Genomic DNA, 13,801 nt, shown 5'->3' on the forward strand with positions numbered 1-13,801 from the left:
TGGCGCGGCCCGTCCCCCGCCGGTGCGGGTGGAGGGGATCCGGCCGGTACGGTCCGTGTCCGTCCGGTCACCGCCGCCTGCTCAGTTGTACTGCGCCGGTCCCGGGACTCCTCCCGAGCACGCGTGCGGGGTACGGGCCACGGCCCCGCCGTGCGGCGGCGAACCGTGACCCGTACCCCGGTGACGCGGCGCGGCGGCCGGCCGTCAGAGGCGTACCTCCTCGGCACCCGCACCCGCACCCGCGTCCGCCCCGGCGGCGCCGGCCGCCGGACGGCTGCCGCGGCGGCCCATGAACAGTGCGGTCAGCAGCGCACCCGCGGCCGCCACCCCGGCGGCCCCGGTGAACGCGGCGCTGAACCCGTCGGTGAGCGCCGGCAGGTCGCCGAGGCGGTCGGCGCCCTGCGAGGTGGCCAGCGCGGTCAGCGCCGCGAGGCCGAGGGCGGAGCCCACCTGGTACGTGGTGTTGACGATGCCGGACGCCAGCCCGGCCTGCTCCTGCGGGACGCCGGACATCGCGGCCATCAGCCCCGGGATGTACGCCAGCGACATGCCCAGCGCCGCGACCAGCGAGGCGGGCAGGACGTCGACCGCGAACGACCCGGTGGGCTCGACCGCCGACAGCCACAGCAGCCCGGCCGCCAGCGTCAGCAGCCCGCCGGCCAGCAGCGGCTTGGGGCCGAACCGGCCGAGCAGCCGGGCGGACAGCAGGGTCATGACGACCATCAGCAGCCCGGTCATGGGCAGCAGCGCGGCGCCGGAGGCGAAGGCCCCGTAGCCGAGGACCTGCTGGAGGTAGAGGTTGAGGAAGTACCACATCGGGATCCAGGCGGCGCCGAGCAGCACCATGGCCAGGTTCGCGGACGCCAGCCGCGGCGTGCGCCACACGCCCAGCGGCATGAGCGGCGACCGGGCGGTGCGCTGGATCACCAGGAAGAGCGCCAGCAGGGCGGCGGCGCCGGCCAGTTGGACGACGGTGGCGGCGTCGCCCCAGCCCACCTCGGGGGCCCGGACGACGGCGAAGACCGCGAGCGCGAGCCCGGCGGTGACGGCGCCGGCGCCGAGTACGTCCACGCCGCCGCGGCGGGGCTGGACGGACGGCAGCAGGCCGGTGGCGAGCAGGGTGGCGATGCCGATGGGCACGTAGATGATGAAGATCCACGGCCAGCTCAGCCACTCGGTGAACACGCCGCCGAGGAACACCCCGGCGGTGCCGCCGGCCGGGGCCGCGGCGCCGTAGAGGGCGAGCGCCTTGCCCAGCTCCCGCGGGTCGTGGCTGAAGAGGATCATCAGCAGGGTCATCGCGGAGGGCGCGATGAGCGCCCCGCCGACGCCCTGTACGGCGCGCCCGGCGATCTCGACCGCCGCGCTCTGCGCCGCCGCGGCCACCACGGAGCCGGCGATGAGCACGCCCCATCCGGTGACGAACACGCGCCGGGCGCCGAAGAGGTCGGAGAGCCGGCCGCCGAGGAGCAGCAGACCGCCGAAGGCGACGACGTAGGCGTTGAAGACCCACTGCAGATCGCCCGGCGAGAAGCCCAGGTCGCGCTGCATCTCGGGGAGCGCGACGCCGATGATCGAGGTGTCCATGATGACCATGAACTGCGCGGTGGCGAGCACGAGCAGTGCCCACCAGCGGCGGGGGTTGACGGATGACATGGCAGTACGCCTCCTCTGAGTGGATACCCCCTGGGGGTATGCGAGGAAGATATAACACTACCCCTGGGGGGTATGCAAGTCCCGGGGTCGCTGGGGGTGCCGTCCGGGACGGGGTGGGGGTGATCCCTGACGCCTCGGGACCGCCGCGCCGGTTGACTGCGGTCAACGGCGCGCGGCGACCGCCGCGGGCCGTACCTGACCGAGGGGGATCGACATGACCGACGGCATACGTGCGACGGGGCGCCGCTGGGCGCTGCTCGCCGCGGCGGGGGCGCTGGTCGCGGGCGGCATCGCACCCGCCGCCGCGCTGGACGCCGGGCAGCAGAACGCCGGGTTACCGGCCGGGCACGACGGCACGCAGGCGGCGCTGGACGCCATCGTCGCGGAGGGCACGCCGGGCGCGCTCGCCGCGGTACGCGACGGGCGGCAGCGGTGGTCGGGAGAGGCCGGGGTGGCGGACCTGGCGACGGGCGAGCCGCGCCGGGACCGCGACCGGTTCCGGGTGGGCAGCCTGACCAAGACGTTCACCGCCACGGTGCTGCTGCAACTCGACGCGCGGGGGGTGCTCTCGCTCGACGACACGGTCGAGCGCTGGCTCCCCGGCGTCGTACGCGGCAACGGCAACGACGGCCGCGAGATCACCGTGCGCCACCTGCTCAACCACACCAGCGGGATCTTCAACTACAACCGCGACGAGGGCTTCCTCGCCAAGTTCACCGGCGAATCCTTCCTCGTCCACCGCTACGACGGTGCCACCCCGCAAGAGCTGGTGGAGATCGGCCTGTCCCACCCGCCGCTCTTCGCCCCGGGCACCGGCTGGGAGTACTCCGACACCAACTACATCCTCGCCGGCATGGTCATCGAGCGCGCCACGGGCGACACTTACGCCTCCCAGGTCAGCCGGCGGATCCTGGAGCCGCTGAAGCTGCGCGCCACCTCCGTGCCCGGCTCCTCCGCCGCGGTGCCGCGCCCCCACGGCCGCCACTACTCCAAGCTCTACCAGGAGGACCCGAACGCCCCGGTCCACGACGTCACCGAGTTCAACCCCACCGTCGCCTGGTCCGCCGGGCAGGTCATCTCCACCACCCGCGACCTGAACCGCTTCTACGCCGCCCTGCTCGGCGGGGAACTGCTGCCCCGCGAGCAGGTGGACCAGATGCTCACCACCGTGCCCATCGAGTCGGAGGAGTCGGGTGCGAGCGGCGCATCCACCGCGGCGTACGGCCTCGGCATCCGGTCCGACCGGCTCTCCTGCGGAGTCACGGTCTGGGGCCACGGCGGACAGGTGCCCGGCTCCCTGTCCCGGGCGGCGGCGACCCGCGACGGCCGCCACGTGCTCACCGTGAACCGGAACGGCGACTGGGGCGCCCAGGAGCGGGAGAACGCGGCGCTGGAGGCCGAGTTCTGCGGCTGACGGCCGGATGGCCGCCCCGCCGGGAGCGGGGCGGCCCTCGCCGCGTGGCCGCTGGTGCGGCCCGCCCCTCGCGGGGCCCGTGGGACGGCCGCCGCGCGTCGGCGCGGGCGGTGCGCAACCGCCGGTCGGGATGCCCGCGTCCGAGAGGGGTCCGGGCCGGGCGCCGCCCGCGCCCGCGCGGGTAGCCTGCTCCCGGCGCGCGCCGAACGGGCCGTGCGCCGGGGCGACTTGGGGGGAGTGCCGGGGATGACGGGGGAACCACCGGTCGGCGTGCCGCAGGCGGCGCCGGCCGAGGTCGGGCCGTACCGGATCGTCAGACGGCTGGGCGCCGGCGGCATGGGGCAGGTGTATCTGGCGCGCTCCGCCGCCGGCCGCCCGGTGGCGGTCAAGACGGTGGACTCCGGGGGCCCGGTCACCGACGACGCCCGGCGCCGGTTCGCCCGCGAGGTCGCCCTGGCGCGCCGGGTCAGCGGGGCGTACACGGCGGCCGTCGTCGACGCCGACCCGGACGCGGCGGTGCCGTGGATGGCGACGGAGTACGTGCCCGCCCCGTCGCTGGCCGAACTGGTCCGCACTCGCGGCCCGCTGCCCGCCGACGCCGCGCTGTGGGTCGCGGCCGGCACGGCGGAGGCACTCGCGGCGCTGCACGCCGAGGGGATCGTGCACCGCGACCTGAAGCCGTCGAACGTGCTGCTGCCCGTGGCGGGACCGCGCCTCATCGACTTCGGCATCTCGCGCCCCGCCGACCTCACCCGCACCACGGTCAGCCTGGGCAGCGTCGCTTTCAGCGCCCCGGAGCAGGCGCGCGGCGAGCCCAGCACGCCGGCCGCCGACCTCTATGCGCTGGGCGCCACGGTGTTCTACCTCGTCACCGGCCGCCCGCCGTACGCCGACACCGCCGACTTCTTCCGGCTGCTGCCCCGCGTGGCCAGAGCCGAGCAGGATCTCACCGGGCTGCCGCCGGAACTGGCGGACGCGGTGCTGCCGTGCCTGCGGGCGCAGCCCGCCGAGCGGCCGGACGCGGCGGCGGTCGTCGCCGAGTTCGGCTCCCGGCTGGCGGCGCGGCCGGGCGCGGCGGGCGGCGGGGACTGGCTGCCGGGGGAGTGGCTGGCGGCGATCCGGGAGCGGGAAGCGGGCGAGGACGGCGCGGCACCGGGCGCGGAAGCGGGCGGTACGGGGCCGGAGGGCCCGGAGTCCGCGGGCCCGGAGTCCGGCGGTACGGACCGGACCCGGGGCGCCGGTGACGTGGCCCGTACGGCGGTGGCGCCCGGCGGCGCCCCGGCCGCACCGGCGCCCGCGCGGCCCCCGCGCCGGCGCCGCCGGCTGACGTGGCTGGTCGCCTCCGCCGCGGTCGTCGCCGTCGCCGCGTCCTCGATCGTGCTCGTCGCCCTGGCGGACGACGACGGCCGGAAGCTCCCGCCGACGGCCGCGGACGACGGGGCGAACGCCGACGGCGCCGCGGACCGCGACCCGCCCGCCGACGACGCGGCAGACCCCGACGGCCGGGACGGGAAGGGCGGCCAGGCGGGGAAGGACGAGGCGGACCGAGAGCCCGAGGACCCGTACGCCGCACTCGAAACGAAGGAGGACGTGGCGAGCGCCAAGCTCATCGACTCCTCGCGCAAGGGCGACTGCCTGACGGTCCACTACGCCGTCGTCGGCTTCGAGCCCGAGAAGGCCGCCCCCGACAAGGTCCCCTGCGACTCGCCCCGCGCCGCCACCGTCGTCACGGGCAAGTCCGGGGGCACGTCCGACGACTGCACCGGGGGCCCGGACAGCGTGGAGTGGTCGCTGCTCGACTTCGGCACCGGGCTCTGCCTGGACCGCAACTTCCAGGTAGGCGACTGCTTCCCGGTCCGGGAGTACGTCGGCGGCAAACGCGACGAGGGCTACGCCGTCTCCTCCTCGCGCCGCTGGGCCGCCAACCTCGCGTCCCGGACCGACTGCTCGGGCGGAAGCCCGTCGCGGATCTTCGAGCAACTGGCCCGCGTGACCGCCGTCCACCCGGCGTCCGCCGCGGACGACGGCGTGTGCGCCGACGCCTGGAAGGTACAGAGCGGCACCCGGGCCATCTGCACGGAGGTGATCGCGTGAGCGCGGGCGAAGGGGCGGGACCCGGCGACCGGTTCGGCCCGTACGAGGTGCTGCGGCTCCTGGGCCGCGGCGGCATGGGCGAGGTGTTCCTGGCCCGCTCGCCCGCCGGGCGGCCGGTTGCGGTGAAGACCCTGCTCTCCGAGACCGCGCCGCTGGGCGCGGCGGAGCGCGCGCGGTTCGCCCGCGAGATCGCGCTCGCCCGCCGGGCCGGCGGCCCCCACACCGCCGCGGTCATCGACGCGGACCCGGAGGCGGCGGTGCCGTGGATGGCGACGGAATACGTCGCCGCCCCCTCGCTCGGTGAACTGGTCCGCGACTGCGGGCTGCTGACCGACCCCGCGGTGGTCGGCTGGGTCGGCGCGGGCGTGGCCGAGGCGCTCCTCGCGCTGCACGCCGTGGGCGTCGTCCACCGGGACGTCAAGCCGTCGAACGTGCTGCTGCCCCCGGCAGGACCGAAGGTCGTCGACTTCGGCATCGCGCACGCCGCCGACCTCACCCGCACGCAGGTCACGCTGGGCACCATCGCCTTCACCTCGCCAGAGCAGGCCCGCGGCGAGCCCAGCACGGCGGCGTCCGACGTGTACGCGCTGGGCGCCACGCTCTTCCACCTCGCCACCGGGCACCCGCCGTACCCCGAGAGCGAGCCGCTGCAACTGCTGGTCAGGGTGGCCGAGGCGCGCGTCGAACTCGCCGGACTGCCCCCGCAGCTGGACGACCTGATCCGCCCCTGCCTCCGCCTGGCGCCCGCCGACCGGCCCGCGGTGCGGGAGCTGCTACGGGACCTGACCGCCCGCGTCGCCGACGCGCCCGGCGCGGTCGGCGGCGCCGGGCTGCTGCCGGGGGAGTGGCGGGAGCGGATCGCCGCGTACGGGCGCACGGGTGCCGCCGCGGCGGCGGAGGCGGAGACGGCCCCGATGCTGGCGGACGCCCGCCCGGAACCGGCGCCACCGGCCCGGCCGCCCGGCCCGCCGGAGCCGCCGGAGCCGCCGGAGCCGCCGGAGCCGCCGGCGCGGGCCGAACAGGCCGAGCAGGCCCAACCGTCCGAGCAGGCCCAACCGTCCGAGCAGGGCGAGCCGGTGGAGCAGGCCGCGCCGTCCGAGCAGGCCGCGCCGGCCGCGGAGGGCGTGCCCGGCGCCTCTCCCGCCGCCGCGACGGGCACCGGCACCCTCCCCCTGCGCGCCGACGCCCCCGGTCCCGGCGATCCCGGCGCCGCGACGACCGCGCCCACCCCGGTCCGTACCGGCGGCAAACGGGCCGCCACCGCGCCGCTGCTGCCCTCCCGCGCACCGGCCAGGCTCGCCGTGTTCACGGTCCTGCTCTGCCTCGGCGTCGTCGTCGCCCTCCTCATCGACCGGCTCCCCAACGACGCCCCCGAAACCCGCGGTTCCGCCCCGCCCGCCTCCCCGGCGGCGGGTACGCCCGCCGCGCAGGACCCGACGCCGCCCCCCACCCCGACCCCCGTCGCCACCCCGCCCAGGAACGAGATCGCCGGGGTGGAGAAGGGCGACTGCCTCAGCATCAGCCAGCCCGCCGACCGCAACATGGCCATGTGGGACCCGTGGTCAGGGGTGGAGGAGCTGGACCCCGTGCCCTGCGGTTCTGACAAGGCGTACATGAAGGTGACCTCGCTCCGCTGGACCGAGACCTTCGCCGACCCGGTGTGCCCGCGCAGCGAGGCCCGCGACGAGTTCTCCGTCGACTACGAACCCGTGGACGGAAGTTACAGCGACGCCGCCGTCGCGGTCTGCGTCGCGCGGCAGTTCCGGGTGGGGCAGTGCTTCCCCGGCCTCTACGCGGCCGACGACATGTCGGAGAGCGCCGCGAGCCTCCTGTCCGTGACGCGCTGCAGCAAGACCGAGATCCCCGAGATCGACAACCGCATGTACCGGATCACCGGCGTGGAGCCGCTGGCGGAACCGCAGACCTGCCCACCCGGCTCGGACACCTACTGGCCCTTCACGGAACGCGGCTTCGCACTCTGCGCGGGCATGCTCTGAACCCGCCGCACGCCGCCCGCGCCGCGGCCTGTAGCGTGCCCGCGAGCGGCGAGGGAGACCACTGGTGCAGGGGGACGGGCGGGGCACGCACGGCGCGCCCGACCTGCGGCGGTTGCCGGCCGCGGCCGCCGCGGCGGCCGCGGAGGAGCCGGCGGACCCGGAGGTCGTGGCGGAGGCGCGGCGCCGCAAGGAGGCCGCGCTGCTGGACTTCGGGACCGGGCAGAGCGTCGTGGCCTCGTGGCTCTACACGAAGTGCCACCGCCACCTCGCCACCACCGCGATCCCGACCGCCGCCGTCACGGCCACCGGCGACGGCCGCTGCGCGCTGCTCTACAACCCGTACTTCTTCGCCTCGCTGGACTTCGAGGGCGTCAAGTTCGTGCTGTTCCACGAGGCGCGGCACCTGATGCACCGGCACCTGTACGTGGACGAGGAGCTGCGCTCCGACCCGGTGTTCACGCTCGCCGCCGAGGTGGCGATCAACCACGTCGCGCAGCGCCGGCTGGGCCGCACCGCGTTACCGGAGGCGGTGCCGGAAGGCGGCGGCCCGCCCGAGCCGGTGGGCGTCGACCCGGACGCGGTGTACCGCGCGTACCGGGACGACCTGCGGGGGCAGGGGCTGGCCCCGCTGCCGTACCACGAGTTCATCCGCACCGACCTGACGGTCTACGGCGAACTGCGCCGCATGAAGGCGCACGACACACCGCGGTCCGGCTACTGCGTGCACCTCGCAGGCGGCCCTGCCGGCAGCGAAGTCCCGCTGGACCCCGAGACCGTCGGGCAGGTCGGCGACGACGTGCTGCGCGAGGTGATGCAGTCCGCGCTGCGCGGCGGCCGGTCGGCCCGCGAGGAACTGCTCGGCCTCGCCGACCGCACCGCGGACGGCGGCGAGCGGTTCAGCCGGCTGTGGGGCCGCCTCGGTCTCGACAAGCTGCGCGGCAGCACGCCCCGTACGCGCCGGGTCGACTGGTGGCAGCGGTGGCTCACCGACGTACTCGCCTCCAAGCTGACCGAGAGCGAACGGCTGGTCTACCCGAAGAAGCACGGCGCGATCGTCCTCGCGCTCGGCCACGAGCCGATGCTCACCCGCCGCGGCCCGGAGCGTACGAAGGTCGTGCTTGTCGCGTTCGACACCTCGGGGTCGATGCCCGACACGGTGGTCGAGTGGCTGACCACGCTGGTCGGGCAGACGGACGGGGTGGAGAGCCACTGGCTCTCCTTCGACGGCGTCGTGATGCCGTTCGTGCCCGGGGAGCGGGTGGCGGGCGGCGGCGGCACGGACTTCCGATGCGTCGTCGACTACGCAGAAGGCCGGCTGGAGGTCGCCGGGAAGCCCTTCCCGCACGAGCCCGACGCGGTGATCGTCGTCACCGACGGCTACGCGCCCCACGTCACCCCCGCCGACCCCGACCGCTGGATCTGGCTGATCACCGACGGCGGCGACGACTGGCCGGAGCGGCACCACCGCCCGATGGCCTGCCACCGGGTCACATCCGAACGACAGCAGAGGAGAAACGCCTAGTGGCCGCCGCGACACCGCCCGCCGCGACACCGCCCGCCGCGACACCGTCTGCCGCGATATCGCCGGAGCCGCCCGCCGCGGGCCGGCGGTGGAGAGCGAACGCCACGTACCCGGACCCGCCGCTGGAGGGGCCGACCGCCAAGCTGGAGAAGTTCATCGACGCGATGATCGCCACCGGCCAGACCGGGCAGATCTTCGGTGAGCACGGCATCGGCAAGACGTCCACCTTCGTCTCGTACGTGCCGAAGCGCTACCCCGGCACCGGCCTGGTGGTCCTGCCCGCGGCCAACCTCGCCCCGGACGACCTGCTGATCAACGCCCCCGTACGCGACGAGCGCAGCGGCGAACTGGCCCTGCGGCAGCTCGTGATGCGCCAGCTCACCCCCGGCACCCCGTTCGTCCTCCTCGTCGACGACTCCCTCCAGGCGGGCAACACCGTCCAGTCCCAGCTCATGCAGATGGCCTGCAACTGGACCCTCGGCGAGTACGACCTGCGCGAGCTGGGCTGCGTCGGGGTGTTCCTCACCGACAACGAGTCGCTGGCCGAGACCAGCGTGCGCCGCTCCGACCTGGCGATCCTGGACCGGATGGTGACCCTCCGGCTGTCCGCCAACGACACCGCGTGGCGGTACGCGCTGGCCGCCCGGTTCCCCGACTGGGACCTGCGCGAGGTGTTCCGGCAGTGGGCCGCCCTCGACCCGCACCTGCGCGGCCTGCTCTCGCCGCGCACCCTCCAGCACGTACTCGACTGCGCCCGCGCCGGCTTCCCGCTGGCCTGGGGGCTGCCGCTGCACAACGGTCGCCGGCTGGCGCTGGTCGAGACCGGCACCGAGGGCGCCGGCGGCGCGCCGGGCCGGGACCGTACGGAGGAAGTGCTCGACGCCATCGCGGCGGCGGTCGGCGCGGCCAACCCCGCCGCGGTGACCGACCCGGTCCGCCGCATCCTCAGGGCCGCCGCGGCGCACCGCTGGGCGGTGCTGCTCCAGGGGCCGCCCGGCTGCGGCAAGACGGAGATCGCCAAGCAGGTCGCCCGGGAGGAGACCGGCCGCGAACCGGTGTACTTCTCGCTGCCGGTGACCAACGTCGAGGACCTGTGCGTGCCCGTGCCGACCGCGGACGGCGCGCTGGAGGCGATGCTCGCCAGGTCGCTGCTCGACCCGGAGCCGAAGGTGCTCATCTGGGACGAGTACAACCGGCCCAAGGACAAGGCGACGTACGCGAAGCTGATGGAGATCACCCAGGAGTGGACGCTCGCGGGCCGCGAGCTGCCCGGGCTGCGCGCGCAGGTGGCGCTCCAGAACCCGCCGTACCACCTGGGCCGCAAGATGCTCGTCAGCAGCAACAACGTGGCCCAGGCCAGCCGGTTCACGGTCAGCTACGAGGTGCAGCCGGAGGACATCCCGGCCAACGAGTGGCTGATCTCGACGTACGGCGAGACCGCCGAGACCGTCCTCGAATGGTGGAAGAACGACATCGACGACGAGGGCCGCGACTGGGTCACCAAGCGCACCCTGGAGCGGCTCATCAAGCTGCACCGCGCCGACATCCCGCTGGAGCAGGGGCTGATCTACCTCGGCGACGGTGAGTACGCGCCGGTGCCGCTCTCCGGCCTCGAGGCGCGGCTGGCGGAGCGGCCGCAGATCGGGCTGGCGGAGCTGGCCGCCGACCTGGCGGGCTGGCAGGCCCGGCTGGCGGCGGCCGTCGAGACGTCCGCAGAGGGCACCAACGACACCGACCTCGTGCACCAGGTGTTCTCCAACGCGGAGGTGTCGCAGCTCGAACGGCACCTCGACGTGGTGGCGCGGCTGCTGCCGCACCTGCCGCCCAAGCTGCGCGCCACCTACCTCGTGGGCCAGGCGCAGGCGCGCCAGCGCTTCTGGATCGCCGCCCTGGCCCGCATGGGCGAACTGGCCGCCGCCCCCGCCTACTCCTCCTCTTCTTCTTTCTCGTCCTCGTCGTCCTCGTCGTCTTCGTCCTCGTCGTCGTAGTAGTGGTCCTCCCAGTTCTCGTCGATGTCGTCCTCGCCGAACGGGCGGATCATCGGCACCGCGACGGTGGACTGCTCGTGGTCCACCGTCCAGGAGTTGCGGAAGAAGTCGAACTTCAGGTGGAAGAGGCCGTCGTGCTCGGTGAAGAGGATCGGCGGCACGAGGAAGTGCGCCACGTCCACGGTCGCCGCTGTGGTGACGAAGTCCTTCGCCGGGGGCACCGGCGGACCGCCCTGGCAGGACGCGAAGTTGACCGGCTCCGGCGCCTTGCTGCCCAGCACGTGGATGCGGTTGCCCTCGACGACGAACCGGTCCGGGTCGAGCACCACGTCCTCGCCGAGCATCATCACCGGTGCGGGCAGCACCTCAGCCTTGGCGGCGTCCTGCGCCTGGACGTAGTGCCCGATGACGTCGGCGTTGCGCGAGGTGTCGAAGTGCGGTCCGAGGAGGCCGCCGTCGCAGATGCCGCACGCGCAGTCGGGCATGTCCTCGGTGGCCGGCTCCTCGGGCTCCGGGAACAGCATGCTCTTGTCGAACGGCGCGAGGGGTGACGTGCCGCCGCTCTCCTCCAGGAACGCCGGTATCCAGTCGGTGCCCTCGGCCTCGACCACCGTCGTCTCGCACGCCGCGCGGAACGCCTTGTCGCCGACCTTGCAGTTGAAGTAGTCGAGCAGCGTGATCGCCGCGCACGCGGCCGGCGACAGACCGCCGGACGCGGGGAACCAGAAGTCGTGCCCGTTGGCGACGAAGTCCAGCCCGCGGAACCGCTTGTGCAGGAACGGCTCGCCGGCCGCGCCCGCGCCGAGGTCGCCGCTCCAGTGCGCCGCGGCGACCCGGTTGTAGTAGTCGTCGGCGTACCGGGCGAGTTCGGGCGCGAAGACGCTCTCGCCGGTCAGGTAGCACGCCTTGGCGAACAGGGCGCCGATCTCCGGGTCGTGCGCGGCGTCCGGTTCGGTGAAGACCAGCTCCGTGCGCAGGAAGACCTTGCGCCCTTCGAGGTACGGGGCGCCTTCGTGCTCGTACCGCTGGTCGAAGATCACGCAGGTGAAGGGGGCGATGTCGGTGAGCCCGGCGCCGCCGGTCAGGTCCAGGGCGGGACTGCCCGTGCCGCCGGTGAGGTACAGCAGGACGGTGTAGCGGGAGACGTGCCCGCGGGACCGGTCGTAGTACGGGGTGTCGCGGTGGCGGTGGAAGTTGGCGTCGTCCGGCTCGAAGCGGTTGCACCGGAAGACGGGGTTGACGTGCGCGAAGCCGTCGAGCCGCGCCCGGGGCATGGCCCCCGCCACCGCCTTGGTGAGGGCCTCGGCGAGCAGCGCCGAGTGGAAGATGAAGCGGTCGCCGCCGCGGGAGCCGCTGTTGAGCGGCGGCACGTAGAGGTCGAGGTCGTCCAGGCCCGCCAGCCGCGCCCGCGCCGCCGCGGGCAGCCCGATCGAGAAGGAGTACGCCCCCTCCGCGAACTCCGTGCGGTCCTTCAGCTCGAACTCCAGCCCGGCGTCGGCGAAGAGCCGGTCGAGCGGGAGGATGTTCTCGTACGTACGGAACGACATCTCCCGCGGGTCCGCGAAGACCGCGGCCAGATACGGCGCCGCCTCGCTGGGCCGCGCGAACAGGTCGCGCACGCCCGCGTCGATGCGTTCGGCGTCGACGAAGCGGACCGCCTTGAACCGGGCCGTCGGATGCCAGGAGACCGCCAGCCCGTCGAGCACGGCGGTGGGCTCGGCGTCGGTGGCGTCGACCAGCGCACGATACCGGTCGACCTCCTCCGCGGGCGCCCGCCCGGCGGCGGTGGACAGGGCGAAGAACCGGTCGCGGAGCTCGGTGCTCACACGCTCCTCCAATAACTGCGCAGTACGGGCGGGAGTCGGGGTGCGGCGGCGAGCCGGCGCGCGCCGGCCTCGCCGACGTCTGCGGCGTAGAGCAGCAGCCGGGTGAGCGAACCGAGGAACGGCGCCGCGAGCAGCGCCTCGGCGCCCTCCTCGCCGATCTCGTTGTAACGCAGATCGAGTTCGGTGAGGTCGCCGAAGGCGTGCAGGGCGCGCACCCCCTTTGCGGTGAGCGCGTTGTGCTGGAGGTGCAGGCGGCGGACGCCGGTGAAGAAGGGGTTGGCCGCCAGCGCGGCCAGGCCGCTGTCCCCGACGTGGCAGTACCGCAGGTCGAGCACGCCGATCCGGCCGGGCGCCGCCGGTGCCGCGAGGGTCTGGCCCCCGGCCGCCTCGCTGCGGAAGTACGAGGACACCGCCAGCGCCTTGGCGCCCAGCGCCCCGACGCGGAGATAGGACAGGTCGACGGAGGTGAACGAGGCCAGGTCGAGCGTCGCGAGCGTGCCCGCCTCGACCTCGGCGGACGGCAGCGGCTCGCCGTCCTCGTCCGTGTCGTCGTCCCAGTAGTCGAACTCCGCCGGGTCCGTCTCCGGCGGCACGATCTTCAGCGCGGTCGCGAACGGCGCGACCCGCAGGGCCTTTTCGATCAGCATGGGCGCGTCGTCGTTCCATTCGACGGCGATCGCGGTGGCGAACCCGTGCCGCCGCTCCCGGGCGCTGACCCCCTCCGGCAGCTCCGCGTCCCAGCTCTCCCGGTGCTCCGCCACCAGCGCGTCGATCTCCCGCTCGACCGCCTTCCGGCCGCCGCCCGGAGCGACGCGCGCCAGCCGGTCCGCCAGCCGGATCAGCTCCGCGCGGGGGTCGCCTCGTTCCTTCAGCCGGTCGCCGTAGACCAGCCAGGACGCCAGGTCGTCCGGGCGTTCCCGCAGTGTTCTCTCAAGGGCCCCTAAGGTCATTGCCGGAGGCTAACAGCGGGCACTGACACACCGGTTCGCCCCCGCACGGGCACGCGGACGGGCGAACGGCGGTGCGGCCCCGCGCCCGGATGCGACACTGCGGGGGAGGTGGTCGCATGGTGTCCGGGAGCCCGAGCGTGCCGCGGGACGGTGTCGTGGTCGTCGGAGCGGGGGTCGTGGGTGCCTCCGTGGCGTACCACCTGGCGCGCCTCGGGGTGCGCGTGACGCTGCTCGACCGGGAGGCGGCCCCGGCCGCGGGTGTCACCGGTGCCTCCTTCGCCTGGATCGGCGGCACCGCCGGCGACTGGCCCGGCGGCGCCGACACGGTGCTGGGCCGGGAGTAGGGCACGGGAC

9 protein-coding genes are annotated in these 13,801 nt (G+C 74.7%); 6 read left to right on the top strand and 3 right to left on the bottom strand.

The features are described 5' to 3' along the window. Nucleotides 1-204: 204 nt before the first annotated feature. Nucleotides 205-1,656 (bottom strand): MFS transporter, encoded by a 1,452-nt coding sequence (locus OG946_RS32580; RefSeq protein WP_326799533.1) that lies wholly within the window; start codon nucleotides 1,654-1,656, stop codon nucleotides 205-207. 214 nt (nucleotides 1,657-1,870) lie between these two features. Here OG946_RS32580 and OG946_RS32585 point away from each other — a divergent pair, with 214 nt between their 5' ends. The 5 genes from OG946_RS32585 to OG946_RS32605 all read left to right on the top strand — a co-directional run bounded on the left by OG946_RS32585 (nucleotide 1,871) and on the right by OG946_RS32605 (nucleotide 10,671). Beyond that, complete coding sequence (locus OG946_RS32585; RefSeq protein ID WP_326799534.1) at nucleotides 1,871-3,070, top strand: serine hydrolase domain-containing protein; 1,200 nt, start codon at nucleotides 1,871-1,873, stop codon at nucleotides 3,068-3,070. Nucleotides 3,071-3,316: 246 nt separating this feature from the next. After that, nucleotides 3,317-5,164, top strand: a complete 1,848-nt coding sequence (locus OG946_RS32590) for a serine/threonine-protein kinase (protein ID WP_326799535.1) — start codon at nucleotides 3,317-3,319, stop codon at nucleotides 5,162-5,164. Continuing rightward, nucleotides 5,161-7,161 (top strand): serine/threonine-protein kinase, encoded by a 2,001-nt coding sequence (locus tag OG946_RS32595; RefSeq protein ID WP_326799536.1) that lies wholly within the window; start codon nucleotides 5,161-5,163, stop codon nucleotides 7,159-7,161. Before OG946_RS32590 ends, OG946_RS32595 begins: the two co-directional genes overlap by 4 nt. 64 nt (nucleotides 7,162-7,225) lie before the next feature. After that, nucleotides 7,226-8,683 carry a DUF2201 family putative metallopeptidase gene (locus tag OG946_RS32600; protein ID WP_326799537.1) on the top strand — a complete coding sequence of 486 codons (1,458 nt, stop codon included), beginning with the start codon at nucleotides 7,226-7,228 and terminating at the stop codon, nucleotides 8,681-8,683. Next, entirely contained in the window at nucleotides 8,683-10,671 is a 1,989-nt protein-coding gene (locus OG946_RS32605; protein ID WP_326799538.1) for an ATP-binding protein, read from the top strand. The genes OG946_RS32600 and OG946_RS32605 overlap by 1 nt, the downstream gene beginning before the upstream one ends. On the opposite strand, the gene OG946_RS32610 is transcribed toward OG946_RS32605, so the two are convergent. Together OG946_RS32610 and OG946_RS32615 are read right to left on the bottom strand one after the other, a co-directional pair. Beyond that, nucleotides 10,608-12,497 (bottom strand): hypothetical protein, encoded by a 1,890-nt coding sequence (locus OG946_RS32610; RefSeq protein WP_326799539.1) that lies wholly within the window; start codon nucleotides 12,495-12,497, stop codon nucleotides 10,608-10,610. The genes OG946_RS32605 and OG946_RS32610 overlap by 64 nt on opposite strands. Next, nucleotides 12,494-13,447, bottom strand: a complete 954-nt coding sequence (locus OG946_RS32615; RefSeq protein ID WP_326799540.1) for a TIGR02996 domain-containing protein — start codon at nucleotides 13,445-13,447, stop codon at nucleotides 12,494-12,496. The genes OG946_RS32610 and OG946_RS32615 overlap by 4 nt, the downstream gene beginning before the upstream one ends. A gap of 116 nt (nucleotides 13,448-13,563) precedes the next feature. Here OG946_RS32615 and OG946_RS32620 point away from each other — a divergent pair, with 116 nt between their 5' ends. After that, complete coding sequence (locus tag OG946_RS32620) at nucleotides 13,564-13,791, top strand: FAD-dependent oxidoreductase (protein ID WP_442814554.1); 228 nt, start codon at nucleotides 13,564-13,566, stop codon at nucleotides 13,789-13,791. Nucleotides 13,792-13,801: the final 10 nt, after the last annotated feature.

It is taken from the genome of Streptomyces sp. NBC_01808 (assembly GCF_035917395.1).
In the GTDB taxonomy this organism is placed as follows: Bacteria; Actinomycetota; Actinomycetes; order Streptomycetales; family Streptomycetaceae; genus Streptomyces.